This window comes from Pseudomonas sp. Pc102, assembly GCF_018408275.1.
Lineage (GTDB): Bacteria > Pseudomonadota > Gammaproteobacteria > Pseudomonadales > Pseudomonadaceae > Metapseudomonas > Metapseudomonas tohonis.
Window position 1 is genome coordinate 5,033,826 of record NZ_AP021905.1, and the last position, 17,304, is coordinate 5,051,129.

The following is a 17,304-nucleotide window of genomic DNA, read 5'->3' on the forward strand; positions in this document are numbered from 1 at the left end:
CTCCGAAGGAATCGGCAAGAGCTCTGTAAGACGGGAGCGTAGTCTACCGGAAAGACCCTTTCAGCTCAAACCTTGGTCATTCGTCGGCGGTGTCCAGCGCAGTCGCCAGCGCGCATCCACAGGCCCGGCAAGGCCTGGAAGGTTGGCCACGGCGAGCAGTTCCGGGCCGCGATAGAGCAGCGGCAGACGCCCGCGCACGAAGGCCGGAAGGCCACTCTCGTTGAGCAGCCGCTTGAGCTCGCGACGCCCACGCCCCGGCACGTCCAGCACCTCTCCGCCCTGGCGGTAGCGCACCTCCAGAGGACCTTCCGGCGGCGCGCCGGCGATCTGCAAACGGCCATTGCCGGGCAGTTCGAGTGCCTGCCCGGGCTCGGCCCAGCGCACGCTGCCCGCCCCGGGGCTCGACCAGTGGCCGGGCAGCCACCACAGCCGTCCGTCGGCGCGCCGCAGGTCGCCCCCCGCCAGCCTCCATACGGGGCTCGCGCTGGCGCCGGCATCGCGCAGGTCGTCCCAGCCAGCCCAGTGATCGCTGTCCGGCATCGCGGTGAAGCCGGCCATCCAGTGGCGCAGGGCATTGCGCTGGCGGGCCGGCGACAGGCCCATCAACGGGGCCAGCTCCAGGGATGGCAGCCGCAGCCAGGGAAAGGCGCTGTCGGTCCGCGCGGCCTGCAAGTCCAGTTGCGCCAATTCGCCGAGCAACGCCTCGCCCTCGGCCAGGTGCTCGGCGCTGCGGGTGATGCTTTCCACGGCCCGGGGCCATCGCTGGGTGAGTGCCGGCATGATCCGGCGACGCAGGTAGTTGCGGGAGAAATCGGTGTCGCCGTTGGACGGGTCCTCGACCCACTCCACACCCAGCTCGCGGGCGCAGGCCTCGAGTTCCGAGCGAGACATCCGCAACAGCGGGCGCAGCAGGACGCCCTCGCCCAGCGCCCGACTGGCGGGCATGCCGGCCAGGCCACGCACCCCGGCTCCCCGCAGCAGGCGGAACAGCAGGGTCTCTGCCTGGTCGTCACGGTGCTGGGCGCTCATCAGCACCTCGTCCGCCCCAAGCCGTGCGACGAAGGCCGCGTAGCGGGCATCGCGGGCGGCGCGCTCCAGGCTGTTGCCCTGGGACACCTGCACCCGCGCCACCAGCAAGGGCACGCCGAGGCCGTCGCAGGTCCGCTGGCAATGCGCGGGCCAGGCCTCAGCAGCAGGCTGCAGGCCGTGGTGGACATGGATGGCGGACAAGGGAGGCAGGCTCTCGCGCCGGGTGAGACGTACCAGGAGGTGCAGCAGGACGGTGGAATCCAGGCCTCCGGAGAAGGCCACCCGCCAGGCGGGTGCCGTACGCCAAGGAGCGACGGCGGCCAGCAAGGCGGATTCGAGCTTCAGGACGAGCGCGCGAGCCGGTTCGGCCACGCGCCCGCCCTCGTGGCCGTCAGGCCACGCCATAGCTCATCAGGCGCTCGTAGCGGCGAGCCAGCAGGTCGTCGGTATCGAGCTTGCCGAGGGCCTGCAGCTGCGAGGTCAGCTCGGCACGGATGGACGCAGCGGCGACGGCCGGATCGCGATGGGCACCGCCCAGCGGCTCGGCAATCACCTTGTCGACGATGCCCAGGCCTTTCAGGCGCTCGGCGGTGATGCCCATCGCCTCGGCGGCATCCGGCGCCTTCTCGGCGGTCTTCCACAGGATGGAGGCGCAGCCTTCCGGCGAGATCACCGAATAGGTGGAGTACTGCAGCATGTTCAGACGGTCGCAGACGCCGATGGCCAGCGCACCACCGGAACCACCCTCGCCGATGACGGTGGCGATAATCGGGGTCTTCAGGCGCGCCATGACGCGCAGGTTCCAGGCGATCGCCTCGCTCTGGCCACGCTCCTCGGCATCGATGCCCGGGTAGGCGCCGGGGGTGTCGATGAAGGTGAGGATCGGCATCTTGAAGCGCTCGGCCATCTCCATCAGGCGGCAGGCCTTGCGATAGCCCTCGGGGCGCGGCATGCCGAAGTTGCGGCGGACCTTCTCGCGCACTTCACGGCCTTTCTGGTGGCCGATGACCATCACCGGCTGGTCGTCCAGGCGGGCAACGCCACCGACCAGCGCCGCGTCGTCGGAGAAGTGGCGGTCGCCATGCAGCTCGTCGAACTCGGTGAAGATGTGCTCGATGTAGTCGAGGGTGTAGGGGCGGCGCGGATGGCGTGCCAGCTGGGCGATCTGCCAGCTGGTCAGGTTGCCGAAGATGCTTTCGGTGAGCGCGCTGCTCTTCTCCTGCAGGCGGGAGATCTCGTCGGTGATGTTCAGCGCGTTGTCGTTGCCGACCAGGCGCAGCTCCTCGATCTTGGCTTGCAGGTCAGCGATCGGCTGTTCGAAATCCAGAAAATTCGGGTTCATAGGCTTCCGTCGTGCGCGTGGGGCCAGGCGGCTGGTTCCATTTGGCGCCCTACCTTAAAGGAAGGGCGCGTGTGGGTCGAGAAACGGGAGCGGCGATGCGCTCCTCGCTTCAGCGGTAGTGCAGGAAGACGTTGTCGCGCCCGAACTGGTCACGCAATGCCTGAATCAAAGCGTCAGCGGGATCGATCCGCCACTGCTCGCCGAACTGCAGCAACGCCTTGGCACTCGCTCCACTGTAGTCCAGCGTGATCGGGCAGGAGCCGCGATGGCGATTGCACAGCTCCGCCAGCCAGCGCAGGCGGTCACCCTGGAGAGCGCTGTGGTCGACCTTCATGCGCAGGCTCTCGGCCAGGCCGGTGCGGGCCTCTTCCAGGCTCATCACGCGCTTGGCGCGCAGGCGCAGGCCGCCGGAGAAGTCGTCGTGGCTGACCTCGCCCTCGACCACCACCAGCGCATCGGTCTGCAGCAGCGCGCTGGCGGAGTTGAAGGCATCGGCGAACAGCGACGCCTCGATGCGCCCGGAGCGGTCGTCGAGGGTGATGAAGCCCATCTTGTCGCCCTTCTTGTTCTTCATCACCCGCAGGTTGACGATCAGGCCGGCGATGGTCTGGGTATCACGCGCGGGCTTCAGCTCGACGATGCGCTGGCGGGCGAAGCGACGCACCTCGCCCTCGTACTCGTCGATCGGGTGCCCGGTGAGGTAGATCCCCAGGGCATCCTTCTCGCCCTTGAGCCGCTCCTTCAGGGACAGCTCCTTGGCGTTGCGGTGGTTGGCGTACATGTCCGCCTCGGGTTCGGCGAACAGGCCGCCGAACAGGTCCATGTGCCCGCTGTCGTGGCTGCGCGCGGTCTGCTCCGCGGCCTGGATGGCCTCCTCCATGGACGCCAGCAGCACCGCCCGGTTGCGGTCGATGCCGGCCTGGTAGGCCTTGGGCTCTTCGCTGAAGAACGGGCCCAGGCGATCCAGTGCACCACCGCGGATCAGGGCGTCCAGGGTGCGCTTGTTGACGCGCTTGAGGTCGATGCGGTTGCAGAAATCGAAGAGATCCTTGAACGGGCCACCTTCGGCGCGGCATTCGGTGATCGCCTCCACCGGGCCCTCGCCCACGCCCTTGATCGCGCCGAGGCCGTAGATGATCTGTCCGGCGTCGTCGACGGTGAAGCGGTATTCGGAGTTGTTCACATCCGGTGCCACGATCCGCAGCTTCATGTTCCGGCACTCTTCGATCAGCGTCACCACCTTGTCGGTGTTGTGCATGTCCGCCGTGAGTACCGCGGCCATGAAGGGCGACGGGAAGTGCGCCTTGAGCCAGGCGGTCTGGTAGGAGACCCAGCCGTAGGCGGCGGAGTGGGACTTGTTGAAGCCGTAGCCGGCGAACTTCTCCACCAGGTCGAAGATGTTGCCCGACAGGTTCGGGTCGATGCCGTTGCTGGAGCAGCCCTCGATGAAGCCGCCACGCTGCTTGGCCATCTCCTCGGGCTTCTTCTTGCCCATCGCGCGGCGCAGCATGTCTGCGCCGCCAAGGGTGTAGCCCGCCATCACCTGGGCGATCTGCATCACCTGCTCCTGGTACAGGATGATGCCGTAGGTGGGCTTGAGCACCGGCTCGAGGCCGGCGTACTGGTAGTCCGGGTGCGGGTAGGAGAGCTCGGCACGGCCGTGCTTGCGGTTGATGAAGTCGTCCACCATGCCCGATTGCAGCGGCCCCGGACGGAACAGCGCCACGAGGGCGATCATGTCTTCCAGGCAGTCGGGCTTGAGCTTCTTGATCAGCTCCTTCATGCCGCGGGATTCGAGCTGGAAGACCGCGGTGGTCTCCGCCTTCTGCAGCATGTCGTAGGTTTTCTTGTCATCCAGCGGGATGCGGTCGATGTCCACCAGCGGCAGGCCTTTCTTCTCCTGCTCGCGGTTGATCATCTCCATGGCCCACTTGATGATCGTCAGCGTCCGCAGGCCGAGGAAGTCGAACTTCACCAGGCCGGCCGCCTCCACGTCATCCTTGTCGAACTGGGTCACCAGGCCACCGCCCTCCTCGTCGCACGCGATGGGCGAGAAGTCGGTGAGCTTGGTCGGGGCGATCACCACGCCGCCGGCGTGCTTGCCGGTACCGCGGGTGATGCCTTCGAGCTTCAGGGCCATGTCCCAGATTTCCTGGGCTTCCTCGTCGGCCTTGAGGAAGTCGCGCAGCGCCTCCTCCTGGTTGTAGGCCGCCTCCAGGGTCATGCCCACTTCGAACGGGATCATCTTCGACAGGCGATCGGCCAGGCCGTAGGACTTGCCCTGCACTCGCGCCACGTCGCGCACCACCGCCTTCGCCGCCATGGAGCCGAAGGTGATGATCTGGCTCACCGCATTGCGCCCGTACTTGTCGGCCACGTAGTCGATCACGCGGTCACGGCCGTCCATGCAGAAGTCGACGTCGAAGTCGGGCATGGAGACCCGTTCGGGGTTGAGGAAGCGTTCGAACAGCAGGTCGTAGGCCAGCGGGTCGAGGTCGGTGATCTTCAGCACGTAGGCGACCAGCGAACCGGCGCCCGAGCCCCGCCCCGGGCCCACCGGCACGCCGTTGTTCTTCGCCCACTGGATGAAGTCGGCAACGATCAGGAAGTAGCCGGGGAAGCCCATCTGGATGATGGTGCCCAGCTCGAACTCCAGGCGGTCGATGTAGAGCTGGCGCTTCTCCTCGTAGTCCGGGGTCGTCTCCTTCGGCCAGAGCACCGCCAGGCGCTCCTCCAGGCCTTCATAGGAAGCGTGACGCAGGTAGTCATCGATACCCATGCCGTTGGGCGTCGGGAAGTCGGGCAGGAAGTGCTTGCCCAGCTGGACTTCGATGTTGCAGCGCTTGGCGATCTCGACGGTGTTCTGCAGCGCCTCGGGGATGTCGGCGAACAGCTCGGCCATCTCCTCGGGGGTCTTCAGGTACTGCTGGTCGGAGAAGTTGCGCGGGCGGCGCGGGTCGTCGAGGACACGGCCCTCGCCGATGCATACGCGGGTCTCGTGGGCCTCGAAATCGCCCGGCTTGATGAAGCGCACGTCGTTGGTGGCCACCAGCGCCGCGCCGCAACGATCGGCCAGGGCGACGGCGGCATGCACGTGCTCCTCGTCGTTGACCCGGGCGGTGCGCTGCAACTCCAGGTAGAAGCGATCGGGGAAGACGGCCTGCCACTCGGCCAGCAGCGCCTCGGCGCCGGCCTGGTCGCCGCTGAGCAAGGCCATGCCGATCTCGCCTTCCTTGGAGCCCGACAGGGCGATCAGGCCTTCGGCGGCCTCCTTCACCCATTCGCGCTGGATGATCACCAGGTCATTGCTCTGGCCTTCGGACCAGCCCCGGGACACCAGCTCGGTAAGGTTGCGGTAGCCCTTGGCATTCATCACCAGCAGGGTCATGCGCGTCAGTGGCCCGTCCTCGTAGGGGCTGGCAAGCCAGATGTCGGCACCGCAGATGGGCTTGACGCCCCCACCCATGGCGGCCTTGTAGAACTTCACCAGCGAGCACATGTTGCTCTGGTCGGTGATCGCCACGGCGGGCATCCCGGCGCTCGCCACGGCCTTGACCAGCGGCTTGACCCGCACCAGGCCGTCGACGAGTGAATATTCGGAATGCAGACGGAGATGGACGAAGGCGACAGTCATGGCGGTCCTATAGAAAACGCAAAAACGGCAAGGCCGGGATTGTACAGCGGAAGCGGCAGCTGGCTTCAAGTCGGGAACGGCCGGTCGCCGGCACGAACGCCGGCAGGCCGATGAAACGGTGCCCGGGAGGGCCGGAAGGAATCAGTCGACGCCTTCGATCACCGCCCGGACCGGGGCGAAGGAGCGCCTGTGGATGGGCGTCGCGCCCAGGCGTCGCAAGGCTTCCAGGTGCACCGGCGTCGGGTAGCCCTTGTGCCCGCCCATGCCGTAGCCCGGGTAGAGCGCGTCGAGCGCCTGCATCTCGCGGTCGCGGCTGACCTTGGCCAGGATCGACGCAGCGGCGATGGCCGGCACCTTGGCGTCACCCTGGATCACCGGCGCGCTGGGCACCGCCAGTTTCGGGCAGCGGTTGCCGTCGATCAGCGCCAGCTTCGGGGTGACAGCGAGGCCTTCGACCGCGCGCTGCATGGCCAGCATGGTCGCGTGGAGGATGTTGAGGCGGTCGATCTCCTCCACCTCGGCCCGAGCGATGCACCAGGCGAGGGCCTTCTCGCGGATCTCGTCGAACAGCGCCTCGCGACGCGCTTCGCTGAGCTTCTTGGAATCGTTGAGGCCGAGGATGGGACGGGCCGGATCGAGGATCACCGCAGCGGTGACCACCGGACCACAGAGCGGGCCGCGACCGACCTCGTCGACGCCGGCCACCAGTTCCTCCACCAGGGTGAAATCCAGTCCGAGCTGCATCAGCGAGTCCCTATCAGGTCGAGCACCGCGCCCGCGGCTTCCTTGGAAGCATCGAGGCGCAAGGTACGGTGGATGCGATCAAAGCCTTCGGTCTGCACGTCCCCGCCGTCGAGCAGCGGCACAAGGGTCTGGGCCAGCGCCTCGGGCGTCGCGGCGTCCTGCAGCAGTTCGGGCACCAGCAGGCGCTGCGCCAGCAGGTTGGGCAAGGAGACGTAGGGGCTCTTCACCAGGCGCTTGAGAATCCGATAAGTCATGGGCGCGACCTTGTAGGCCACCACCATGGGGCGCTTGTACAGCAGCGCTTCCAGGGTCGCCGTGCCCGAGGCGATCAGCACCGCGTCGCAGGCAGCAAGGGCCTGGTGCGAGCGGCCGTCCAGCAGGGTCAGCGGCAGGTTGCGGCCGGCGAGCATCTGCTCCAGCTGCTGGCGCCGCGCTGGGCTGGCACAGGGCAGCACGAAATGCAGGCCCGGGCGCATCGAGCGCATGCGCTCGGCGGCGTCGAGGAACAGGCTGCCGAGGCGACCGACCTCGCCACCACGGCTGCCGGGCATCAGCGCCACCAGGGCGGCGCCGTCCGGCACCCCGATGGCGGTGCGAGCCGCAGCGCGGTCGGCTTCCAGCGGAATGGTGTCCGCCAGCGGATGGCCGACGAAGCGCACCGGCACCTGGTGGGCCTCATAGAACTGCGCCTCGAAGGGGAACAGGGTGAGCATCAGGTCGCAGCCTTCGCGGATCTTCAGCACGCGCTTCTGCCGCCAGGCCCAGACGGAGGGGCTGACGTAATGCACGGTGCGGATGCCGGCGCGGCGTAGCTTGAGTTCGACGCCCAGGTTGAAATCCGGGGCATCGATGCCGATGAAGACGTCCGGGCGGGCGTCGATCAGGGTGGCGATCAGGCGCTTGCGGCGACTCAGCAGTTCGGGCAGGCGGCCGAGCACTTCGACCAGCCCCATCACCGCGAGACGCTCCATGGGGAAATAGGAAGCCAGGCCCTCCGCTTCCATCAGCGGACCACCCACGCCAATGAACTCGGCATCGGGATGACGGGCCTTGAGGGCTTGCATGAGGCCGGAGCCTAGGATGTCGCCGGACGCCTCGCCGGCGACCAGCGCGATGCGCAATGGACGGGTCATGAGATCAGCGCGTGATGCCGCGGGTCGAGGACTGGATCGAGTCGCGGAACACCGCGACCTCGGGGAATTGCGCGGAGGATTCGGCGAGTTCGGCCAGCGCCTGCTCGACGGTCAGGCCCTGACGGTAGACGACCTTGTAGGCCCGACGCAGGGCCTGGATCGCCTCGGCGGAAAAACCACGGCGGCGCATGCCTTCGAAGTTCATGCTGCGCGCCTCGGCCGGGTTGCCGAAGACGGTCACGTAGGCAGGTACGTCCTTGCCGATGGCGGTACCCATGCCGGAGAAGCTGTGGGCGCCGATGCGGCAGAACTGGTGCACCAGGGTGAAGCCGGAGAGGATCGCCCAGTCGTCCACGTGGACATGGCCCGCCAGCGCCGTGTTGTTGACCAGGATGCAGTGGTTGGCGATGACGCTGTCATGACCGATATGCACGTAGGCCATCAGCAGGTTGTGGTCGCCGATGGTGGTCTCGGAGCGATCCTGGACGGTGCCACGGTGGATGGTCACACCTTCGCGGATCACATTGTGGTCACCGATGACCAGGCGGGTGGGTTCACCCTTGTACTTCAGGTCAGGCGTGTCCTCACCTACCGAGGAGAACTGGTAGATACGGTTGTGCCTGCCGATGCGCGTGGGGCCCTTGATGACCACATGGGGGCCGACCACGCTACCCTCGCCGATTTCCACATCGGGTCCGATGATCGACCAGGGGCCGACCTGGACGTCATCCGCCAGCCGGGCTGACGGATCGATGATGGCGCGAGGGTCGATCAAACTCATAATTTGCGTTCCGCACAGATGATTTCAGCCGAGCAGACTTCCTTGCCATCGACGCTGGCCTGGCACTCGAACTTCCAGATGCTGCGCTTTACGCTGCGGAAGCTGGCTTCGAGGATCAACTGGTCACCCGGCAGCACAGGCTGGCGGAAGCGCAGCTTGTCCGAGCCGACGAAGTAGTACAGGGTGCCGTCGGCAGGCTTCACGTCGAGCATCTTGAAGCCGAGGATGCCGGCGGCCTGGGCCATCGCCTCGATGATCAGCACACCCGGCATGATCGGGTGTTCGGGGAAGTGGCCGTTGAAGAATGGCTCGTTGATGCTGACATTCTTGTAGGCGCGAATGCGCTTGCCCTCGATATCCAGATCCACGACCCGATCCACAAGAAGGAAAGGGTAGCGGTGCGGCAGGTATTCGCGAATCTCGTTGATGTCCATCATTTTCCTGGAGCCTTAAAAGGGGATTGGGGATGCGCGGCGCTGCGCGGGTCACGCATCAGATGAAGCATCCCCGCCCGGGGTCACTGACGCCAGGCGCTTTTCCAGCTGCTGCAGACGACGCGCCATGTCATCCAGCTGGCGAATCCTGGCTGCGCTCTTCTTCCACTCCGCCGCAGGTTGCATGGCGGTACCGGAGGAATAGGCACCAGGCTCGGTAATGGAACGGGTCACCATGGTCATGCCGGTGACGAACACGCCATCGCAGACCTCGATATGCCCGACCATGCCGACGCCGCCTGCAATCATGCAGTTGCGGCCGATCTTGGTACTGCCGGAAATACCCACGCAGCCGGCCATGGCGGTGTTGTCACCGACCTGGACGTTGTGGGCGATCATGATCTGGTTGTCCAGCTTCACGCCGTTGCCGATCAGGGTGTCGGCCAGGGCGCCACGGTCGATGGTGGTGTTGGCACCGACCTCGACATCGTCGCCCAGGGTGACACCGCCGATCTGCGCGATCTTCTGCCAGACCCCCTTCTCGTTGGCGAAGCCAAAGCCCTCGCCACCGATCACGGCACCCGACTGGATGACCACGCGCTTGCCGATACGCACGTCGTGGTAGAGCGTTACGCGGGGCGCCAGCCAGCCGCCCTCGCCTATCACGCTGCGTGCGCCCACGACGCTGTACGCGCCGATGGTGACACCGGCGCCGATCTGTGCACCGGACTCGATCACCACGCCAGGCCCGATGCTTGCCGACGGATCGACCTTGGCATCGGGGGCGACCACTGCACTCGGATGGATGCCAGGCGCGGCGACGGGCCTGGGATCGAACAGGTGGGAGAGCCGGGCATAGGCCAGGTAGGGATTGGGTACCAGCAGCGCATCACCGGCGAAGCCTTCGGCATCGGCCGGAGTCAGCAGTACGGCGGCGGCACGGGTATCGGCGAGGAACTTGCGGTACTGCGGGTTGGCCAGGAAGGTCAACTGGTCGGGACCAGCGTCCTGCAGCGTAGCCAACCCGGAGACAACCCTGGTCTCGTCGCCACGCAGGGTGGCGTCGAGACGCTCGGCCAACTGGCCGAGGGTGAAGGTCGCGACGGTCATATCAGCGCAGTTGATTCATGCGCTCGATGACCTGGCGAGTGATGTCGTACTGAGGCTTGACATCGATCACCGCACCGCGCTCCAGCACCAGGTCGTAGCTGCCCTTCTTCAGGACTTCTTCGACGGCCTGGTCCAGCTTCGGCTTCAGTTGCTTGAGCATTTCGCGGTCGGCAACGGCCTTGGCTTCGTTCAGTTCCTTGGACTGGAACTGGAAGTCACGGGCTTTCTGCTTGAACTCGAGCTCCAGGCGCTCACGCTCGGCCTGCTGCATCTTCTCGCCTTCCTTGACCAGGCGATCCTGGATGCGCTTGGCATCGCTTTCCAGGGTCTTGAGCTTGGTCAGCTGGGGGCCGAACTTCTTCTCGGCATCCACGGCGTACTTCTTCGCCGAATCCGATTCGAGGAGCGCCATCTGATAGTTCAGTACCGCAACTTTCATCTCGGCAAAAGCCGGAGAGGCCATCAGGGCCGCGGCAACCAGAACGATTTGAGTCAACTTACGCACGATGCACTCCTGCAACAAACACTGTTGTCTTCTTGATCAGCAATTAGAAAGTCTGGCCCAGGGAGAACTGGAATACCTGGGTGTCGGCATTGTCCGGCTTCTTCACCGGCATGCCCAGGCTGAAGCTCAACGGCCCCAGCGCGGTGATCCAGGTCAGCCCCACACCCACGGAGCTGGCGAGATCGCCTGCGTTGATGCTGCTGCAGTTGGTCGCGGTGGACGAGCAACTGGTGTCGAACACGTTACCCACATCCCAGAACAGCACGGTACGCAACTGGCGCTGGTCCTTGACGAAGGGCAGCGGGAACAGCAGCTCCACACCGCCCTGCACCAGAACGTTGCCACCGAAGGGCAGCGGGTCCTGGTCCGGGTCGGCGATGGTGCCGGGGTTGCGACCGGTACTCGGGGTGCTGCGCGGGCCCAGGCTGCTGTCCTCGAAGCCACGCACCGAGTTGAAGCCGCCGGCGAAGTAGTGCTCGTAGAACGGCAGCTCGGAGGTGGAGCCGTAGCTGTCGCCGTAGCCCAGCTCGGTGTGCCAGCGCAGCGCGGTGCTCTGGCTCAGCGGGGTGAACAATTGGGCGCGGTAGTCGAGCTTGAAGAACGACAGGTCGCTGCCCGGCAGCGTGCTTTCCAGCACCAGGCTCTGGGAATGGCCACGGTTGGCCAGCACGCCACGGTTCAGGGTCGATTCGGACCAGCCGATGGAACCCTTGAAGTTCAGGTACTTGTCGCCTTCCTGACGGATGAAGTCGAAGATCTCGTCGACGGTGTAGCGGCCGGTGCCGATCTCGTCCTGCTGCACGGTCAGGCCGAAGGTCAGGCGCGAGGTCTCGTTGATCGGATAGCCGACGCTCACGCCGCCACCGAGGCTGTCCACCGAGTAGCTGGATACGTCGACATCAAGATCGTCGTAGTCGGTGGTGCGGTAGAAGGCGTTGTAGCCCAGGCTCACGCCGTCGACGGTCCAGTAGGGGTCGACGAAGCCGAAGTTGTAGCGGGTCTGGTACTCGGAACGGGTCAGGCCGATGCTGACCTTGTTGCCGGTACCGAGGAAGTTGTTCTGGCTGATCGAGCCGCCGAGGATCAGGCCCGCGCTCTGCGCGAAGCCGACACTGGCGGTGATGGAGCCGGAAGGCTGCTCTTCGACGCTGTAGTTGACGTCGACCTGGTCGTCGGTGCCCGGCACCTGCGGGGTCTCGACGTTGACTTCCTTGAAGAAGCCCAGACGTTCCAGGCGGGTCTTGGACTGGTCGATCAGGTAGGTCGAGGCCCAACCACCTTCCATCTGGCGCATTTCGCGGCGCAGCACTTCGTCCTCGGACTTGGTGTTGCCACGGAAGTTGATGCGGTTGACGTAGGCGCGCTTGCCCGGATCGACGGCGAAGGTCACGGAGACGGTGTGATCCTCGTCGTGGGCCTGGGGCACGCCGTTGACGTTGGCGAAGGTGTAGCCCTCGTTACCCAGGCGGCGGGTGATCAGCTCGGATGTGGTGGTCATGATCTTGCGGGAGAAGACCTGCCCTTCCTTCACCAGAAGCAGCGACTTGACCTCTTCTTCCGGCACCTTCAGGTCGCCGGAGAGCTTCACGTCGCGGATGGTGTATTTCTCGCCTTCGTCGACGTTGACGGTGACGTAGACGTGCTTCTTGTCCGGGGTGATGGATACCTGGGTGGAGGAGATATCCATGTTGATGTAGCCGCGGTCCAGGTAGTAGGAGCGCAGGCGCTCAAGGTCACCGGAAAGCTTCTCGCGGGCATACTTGTCATCGTTCTTGAAGAACGACAGCCAGTTGGTGGTCTTCAGCTCGAAGAGGCCGATGAGGTCCTCATCGGGGAATACGGTGTTGCCCACCACGTTGATGTGCTGGATGGCGGCGACCGTGCCTTCGTTGATGTTGATCTTCAGCGCGACGCGGTTGCGCGGTTGCGGGATCACCTCGGCTTCGATCTCGGCGGAGTAGCGGCCCTGGGCCACGTACTGGCGCTGCAGCTCGTTGCGCACGCCTTCGAGGGTCGCGCGCTGGAAGATCTCGCCTTCGGAGAGGCCGGACTGCTTCAGGCCCTTGAGCAGGTCTTCGCTGGTGATGGCCTTGTTGCCTTCGATCTCGATGCTGGAAATCGACGGGCGCTCGACCACACTGATCACCAGGACACCACCATCGCGGCCGAGCTGGATGTCCTGGAAGAAACCGGTCTTGAACAGGGCGCGAGTGGCTTCAACCAAGCGGCGGTCATCCGCCTGATCGCCGACGTTGAGCGGCAGAGCACCGAACACGCTGCCGGCGGATACCCGCTGCAGGCCGTTTACGCGGATGTCGGAGATGGTGAAGGACTCGGCGTGAACTTCGCCGATCATGAGTGCGGCGAGCACCGCAGTTAGCAACAGGCGTTTCATGAAGTCCTTTTTTATTCCAACTGATAATAAGGAATCTGCCGCGAAGGGCGGCAGATCCGGAATTCAGCGACGCGTTACAGACGGCCCAGATCGTTCACCAAGGCCAAGAGCATGACCCCGACGACAAGACTGATGCCGATCTGTACCCCCCAAGCTTGCACCCGCTCTGACAGTGGTCGTCCACGCGCCCATTCGATCAGGTAGAACAGCAGGTGCCCCCCGTCCAGGACGGGAATTGGCAACAGATTGAGAACCCCCAGGCTTATGCTCAGGTAGGCCAGGAAATTCAGGAAATCCCCCACGCCGGACTGGGCTGAAGCGCCCGCCACTTTAGCAATGGTTATCGGCCCGCTCAAGTTTTTTACCGAGAGCTCGCCGAGCAACATTTTCTTTAGGGAATCCAGAGTTAGCAGGCTCATGGACCAGGTCCGCGCCGCTGCCTCGCCGACCGCATCGAGCGGGCCGAAGCTCACCTCGCGCAGCATCTCGGCCGGCCACTCACCCGCCTTGACGCCGGCACCGAGGAAGCCGCTGCGGGCGTCACCCTCGCCACGCGCCCCCAGGGTGACGGGAATTTCGGCGACCTGCCCCTCACGCTCGTAGCTCACCGTGATGCGCTGGCCCGGGCGGCTGCGGACGAAATCCACCAGCTGCTGCCAGTCGTCCATCGCCTGCCCATCGAGGGCCCGGATGCGATCGCCCGGGCGCAGCCCGGCGGCCTGGGCCGGACCCTCCGGCACCTCGTCCAGCAGCGGCGGCATGGCTGGACGCCACGGCCGGATGCCCAGCGAACCGATGGGATCTGGTTCGTCAGCGCCTTTCAGCCAGTCGTTGAGCTGCAGGCGCAGCGGGGTCTCGGCAGTCGAGCCCTGGCTGCGCACCACCAGGTTCAGATCGCCGCTCTCGCCGAGACGACGCACCAGCTGCAGGTTGACGCCGCCCCAGCCGGTGACGGCCTTGCCATCGACGGAAAGGATTTCCTGCCCGACCTGCAGGCCGGCCTGCGCGGCGATGCTGTCGGCGGCAACGGAGCCCACTACCGGACGCACCTGCTGCGTGCCCAGCATGGCCAGGATCCAGAAGAACAGCAGCGCGAGGAGGAAGTTGGCGATGGGCCCGGCGGCGACGATGGCAATGCGCTGCCCCACGGGCTTGCGATTGAACGAACGGTCGAGCTCCGCAGCGGGCACTTCGGCCTCGCGCTCGTCGAGCATCTTCACGTAGCCGCCCAGGGGGATGGCGGCGATCACGAACTCGGTGCCATGGCGGTCATGCCAGCGGACCAGCGGGGTACCGAAACCGACGGAGAACCGCAGCACCTTGACGCCGCAGCGGCGAGCGACCCAGAAGTGGCCGAACTCGTGGAAGGTGACCAGCACCCCCAATGCCACCAGGGTGCCCAAGACCATGTATAGCGCGCTCATCGAGAACCTCCGGGCTCAACGCCCGTGACGGGCCAACCAATCATGCGCCGCAGCGCGTGCGCGGGCGTCCGCGAGCAGCACGGCGTCCAGCGTTTCGACCGCCAGCACCGATTCGCGGTTCAGCACCTCGTCGATGATACTCGCGATCTCAGTGAAGCGAATGCGCCGCTCGAGGAAGGCCGCGACAGCCACCTCGTTGGCGGCATTGAGCATCGCCGGGGCACTGCCACCCGCCTCCGCCGCCTGTCGCGCCAGGCGCAGGCAGGGGAATCGCGTCTCGTCGGGCTCCTGGAAATCCAGCCGACCGATACGGAAAAGGTCCAGCGCAGAGACCCCCGAATCGATGCGCTCCGGCCAGGCCAGGGCATGGGCGATAGGCGTGCGCATGTCGGGGTTGCCCAATTGGGCGAGCACCGAACCATCGACGTAATCGACCAGGGAATGAATGACGCTCTGGGGGTGGATCACCACCTCGACCTGGGACGGGCTCGCATCGAACAGCCAGCAGGCTTCGATCAGCTCGAGCCCCTTGTTCATCATGCTCGCCGAATCCACGGAGATTTTCCGCCCCATGGACCAGTTGGGATGGGCGCAGGCCTGTTCGGGGCTCACCTCATGCAGCACATCCAGCGAGGTTTCGCGGAACGGGCCGCCGGATGCGGTGAGGAGGATGCGCCGTACGCCGACCTGCGCGAGGCCACGGGAATAGTCCCCCGGCAGGCACTGGAAGATCGCGTTGTGCTCGCTGTCGATGGGTAGCAGCACCGCCCCACTGTGCCGCACCGCCTGGATGAACAGCGCCCCGGACATCACCAGGGCTTCCTTGTTGGCCAGCAGCACGCGCTTGCCGGCCTCGACGGCTGCCAGGGTCGGCTTGAGGCCGGCCGCGCCGACGATGGCGGCCATGACCGCATCGACCTCGGGATGGGACGCGACCTCGCAAAGCCCGCCCTCCCCCACCAACACCTCCGTGGTCAGGCCGGCACCCTGGAGCCCGGCCTGCAGGTGGCGGGCGGACTCCTGGTCAGGCACCACGGCATAGCGCGGACGGTGCCGCAGGCACAGGGCCTGCAACTCGGACAGGCGGGAGAAACCGCTCAGGGCGAAAGCTTCATAGCGCAGAGGATGGCGCGCGATGACATCCAGGGTGCTGAGGCCGATGGAACCGGTGGCTCCCAGCACGGTGATGCGTTGCGGACGGCTCACAGACTGCCCCAGCCGGCGACCCACAGCAGCGCAGCGAACATCGGGATGGCGGCGGTGAGGCTGTCGATACGGTCGAGCACGCCACCATGGCCAGGCAGCAGGTTGCTGCTGTCCTTGATGCCGGACTGGCGCTTGAACATGCTTTCGGTGAGGTCGCCCACCACCGAGATCAGCACCACCAGCGCGGCGCCGAGCAACCCGGCGAGCAGCACGCCGCCGTCCCAGCCGCGGAAGATGCCCACGCCCAGGGTGATCAGCAGGCTGGTGCACAGGCCGCCAATGAGGCCTTCCCAGCTCTTGCCGGGGCTGACCGCAGGGGCCAGCTTGCGCTTGCCGAAGGCCTTGCCGGAAAAATAGGCGCCGATATCAGCGGCCCAGACCAGCACCATCACGGCGAGGATCAGCCAGTTCGCCAGCGGCCACTGCTTGAACAGCACCAGCCCCTGCCAGGCCGGCAGGAGGATCAGCAGGCCGATCACGAGCTTGCCGGCGGAGCCACCCCAGTAGCGGCTGGAGCCCGGATAGCCGAGCACCAGCAAGGTCGCGGCCAGCCACCAGAGGATGCCGACGGCCAGGACCCAGGGCGCCAGGGCCGGCACCTGGTAGAGACCGAACAGCAGGGCCGCGACCAGCGCGGCGTAGCCGACACGGGCGGGCTGGGCGTCGAAGCCGGCGAGGCGCGCCCATTCCCAGCCTCCGAGGCTGACCACCAGGCCGATGAACAGCGCGAAAGCGCCGCCATCGAGCAGGAAGAAACCTCCCAGCGCGATGGGCAGGAGCACCAGCGCGGTGATGATTCGTTGTTTGAGCATCGTTAACGGGCCTCGGCTTCTATCTGTTCGCTGGTCTTGCCGAAGCGGCGCTGGCGCGTGGCGTAGTCGCCCAGGGCCTTGCGCATGGCTTCGTGCTTGAAGTCGGGCCAGAACAGATCGGAGAAATACAGCTCGGCATAGGCCAGCTGCCAGAGCAGGAAGTTGCTGATGCGATGCTCGCCCCCGGTGCGGATGCACAGATCGGGCAGCGGCAGGTCGCCGGTGGCCAGGCAGTTCTGCAGCAGCCCGGGCGTGATCTCGTCCACCTGCAGGTGCCCGGCCTGGACTTCACGGGCCAGGCGCTGGGCGGCCTGGGTGATGTCCCATTGGCCACCGTAGTTGGCGGCGATCTGCAGGGTGAAGCGGTGCTCGCCAGCGGTCAGCAACTCGGCTTCGCGCATGGCGGCCTGCAACTCGGGATGGAACCGCGAACGGTCACCGATGATGCGCAGGCGGATCTGGTTGTCGTTCAGGCGCCGCGCCTCCCGGCGCAGGGCCGAGAGGAACAGCTCCATCAGCGCGCCGACCTCCTCGGCCGGACGCTGCCAGTTCTCACTGGAGAAAGCGAAGAGCGTGAGCACCTCGACACCCGCCTCGGCGCACACCTCGATCACCGCACGGACGGCATCGACACCGGCCTTGTGACCGGCGACGCCCGGCAGCAGGCGCTTCTTGGCCCAGCGATTGTTGCCATCCATGATGATCGCCACATGACGCGGGATCGCTGGAGAAACGCCTTTCTTGTCCATATGGGG

At 65.9% G+C, this 17,304-nt stretch carries 14 protein-coding genes; all 14 read right to left on the reverse strand.

From position 1 onward, the window contains the following. Positions 1 to 60: 60 nt before the first annotated feature. The 14 genes from tilS to uppS all read right to left on the reverse strand — a co-directional run bounded on the left by tilS (position 61) and on the right by uppS (position 17,298). Positions 61 to 1,374, reverse strand: coding sequence for a tRNA lysidine(34) synthetase TilS (gene tilS / locus PHLH3_RS23020; RefSeq protein WP_244863095.1), 1,314 nt, complete (start codon positions 1,372 to 1,374; stop codon positions 61 to 63). Positions 1,375 to 1,420: 46 nt separating this feature from the next. After that, positions 1,421 to 2,371, reverse strand: coding sequence for an acetyl-CoA carboxylase carboxyl transferase subunit alpha (gene accA / locus PHLH3_RS23025; protein WP_111261658.1), 951 nt, complete (start codon positions 2,369 to 2,371; stop codon positions 1,421 to 1,423). Positions 2,372 to 2,480: 109 nt separating this feature from the next. Then, positions 2,481 to 6,005: a DNA polymerase III subunit alpha gene (dnaE, locus tag PHLH3_RS23030; protein ID WP_213625908.1), complete on the reverse strand. Its 3,525-nt coding sequence runs from the start codon at positions 6,003 to 6,005 to the stop codon at positions 2,481 to 2,483. Positions 6,006 to 6,146: 141 nt separating this feature from the next. After that, positions 6,147 to 6,749 carry a ribonuclease HII gene (gene rnhB, locus PHLH3_RS23035; RefSeq protein ID WP_213625909.1) on the reverse strand — a complete coding sequence of 201 codons (603 nt, stop codon included), beginning with the start codon at positions 6,747 to 6,749 and terminating at the stop codon, positions 6,147 to 6,149. Next, a complete protein-coding gene (gene lpxB, locus PHLH3_RS23040) occupies positions 6,749 to 7,882 on the reverse strand; it encodes a lipid-A-disaccharide synthase (RefSeq protein ID WP_213625910.1) in 1,134 nt (377 codons plus the stop codon). The genes rnhB and lpxB overlap by 1 nt, the downstream gene beginning before the upstream one ends. A 4-nt stretch (positions 7,883 to 7,886) precedes the next feature. Then, complete coding sequence (gene lpxA / locus PHLH3_RS23045) at positions 7,887 to 8,663, reverse strand: acyl-ACP--UDP-N-acetylglucosamine O-acyltransferase (protein WP_111261662.1); 777 nt, start codon at positions 8,661 to 8,663, stop codon at positions 7,887 to 7,889. Further along, on the reverse strand, positions 8,660 to 9,100 hold the full coding sequence (fabZ, locus tag PHLH3_RS23050) for a 3-hydroxyacyl-ACP dehydratase FabZ (protein WP_031287666.1): 441 nt from the start codon (positions 9,098 to 9,100) through the stop codon (positions 8,660 to 8,662). The genes lpxA and fabZ overlap by 4 nt, the downstream gene beginning before the upstream one ends. 48 nt (positions 9,101 to 9,148) lie before the next feature. Then, on the reverse strand, positions 9,149 to 10,207 hold the full coding sequence (gene lpxD / locus PHLH3_RS23055) for a UDP-3-O-(3-hydroxymyristoyl)glucosamine N-acyltransferase (RefSeq protein ID WP_173171738.1): 1,059 nt from the start codon (positions 10,205 to 10,207) through the stop codon (positions 9,149 to 9,151). A gap of 1 nt (position 10,208) precedes the next feature. Continuing rightward, a complete protein-coding gene (locus tag PHLH3_RS23060; RefSeq protein ID WP_031287668.1) occupies positions 10,209 to 10,712 on the reverse strand; it encodes an OmpH family outer membrane protein in 504 nt (167 codons plus the stop codon). A gap of 43 nt (positions 10,713 to 10,755) precedes the next feature. Further along, the gene (gene bamA, locus PHLH3_RS23065; RefSeq protein WP_111261664.1) at positions 10,756 to 13,107 is read right to left on the reverse strand and encodes an outer membrane protein assembly factor BamA; all 2,352 of its coding nucleotides are present in this window, start codon (positions 13,105 to 13,107) and stop codon (positions 10,756 to 10,758) included. A 74-nt stretch (positions 13,108 to 13,181) separates the two neighbouring features. Then, complete coding sequence (gene rseP / locus PHLH3_RS23070) at positions 13,182 to 14,531, reverse strand: RIP metalloprotease RseP (protein WP_213625911.1); 1,350 nt, start codon at positions 14,529 to 14,531, stop codon at positions 13,182 to 13,184. Between the two features lie 15 nt (positions 14,532 to 14,546). Next, entirely contained in the window at positions 14,547 to 15,737 is a 1,191-nt protein-coding gene (ispC, locus tag PHLH3_RS23075; RefSeq protein ID WP_213625912.1) for a 1-deoxy-D-xylulose-5-phosphate reductoisomerase, read from the reverse strand. Beyond that, on the reverse strand, positions 15,734 to 16,549 hold the full coding sequence (locus PHLH3_RS23080) for a phosphatidate cytidylyltransferase (RefSeq protein WP_213625913.1): 816 nt from the start codon (positions 16,547 to 16,549) through the stop codon (positions 15,734 to 15,736). The genes ispC and PHLH3_RS23080 overlap by 4 nt, the downstream gene beginning before the upstream one ends. A 2-nt stretch (positions 16,550 to 16,551) precedes the next feature. Continuing rightward, positions 16,552 to 17,298, reverse strand: a complete 747-nt coding sequence (gene uppS, locus PHLH3_RS23085) for a polyprenyl diphosphate synthase (protein ID WP_111261668.1) — start codon at positions 17,296 to 17,298, stop codon at positions 16,552 to 16,554. Between the last annotated feature and the right edge of the window lie 6 nt (positions 17,299 to 17,304).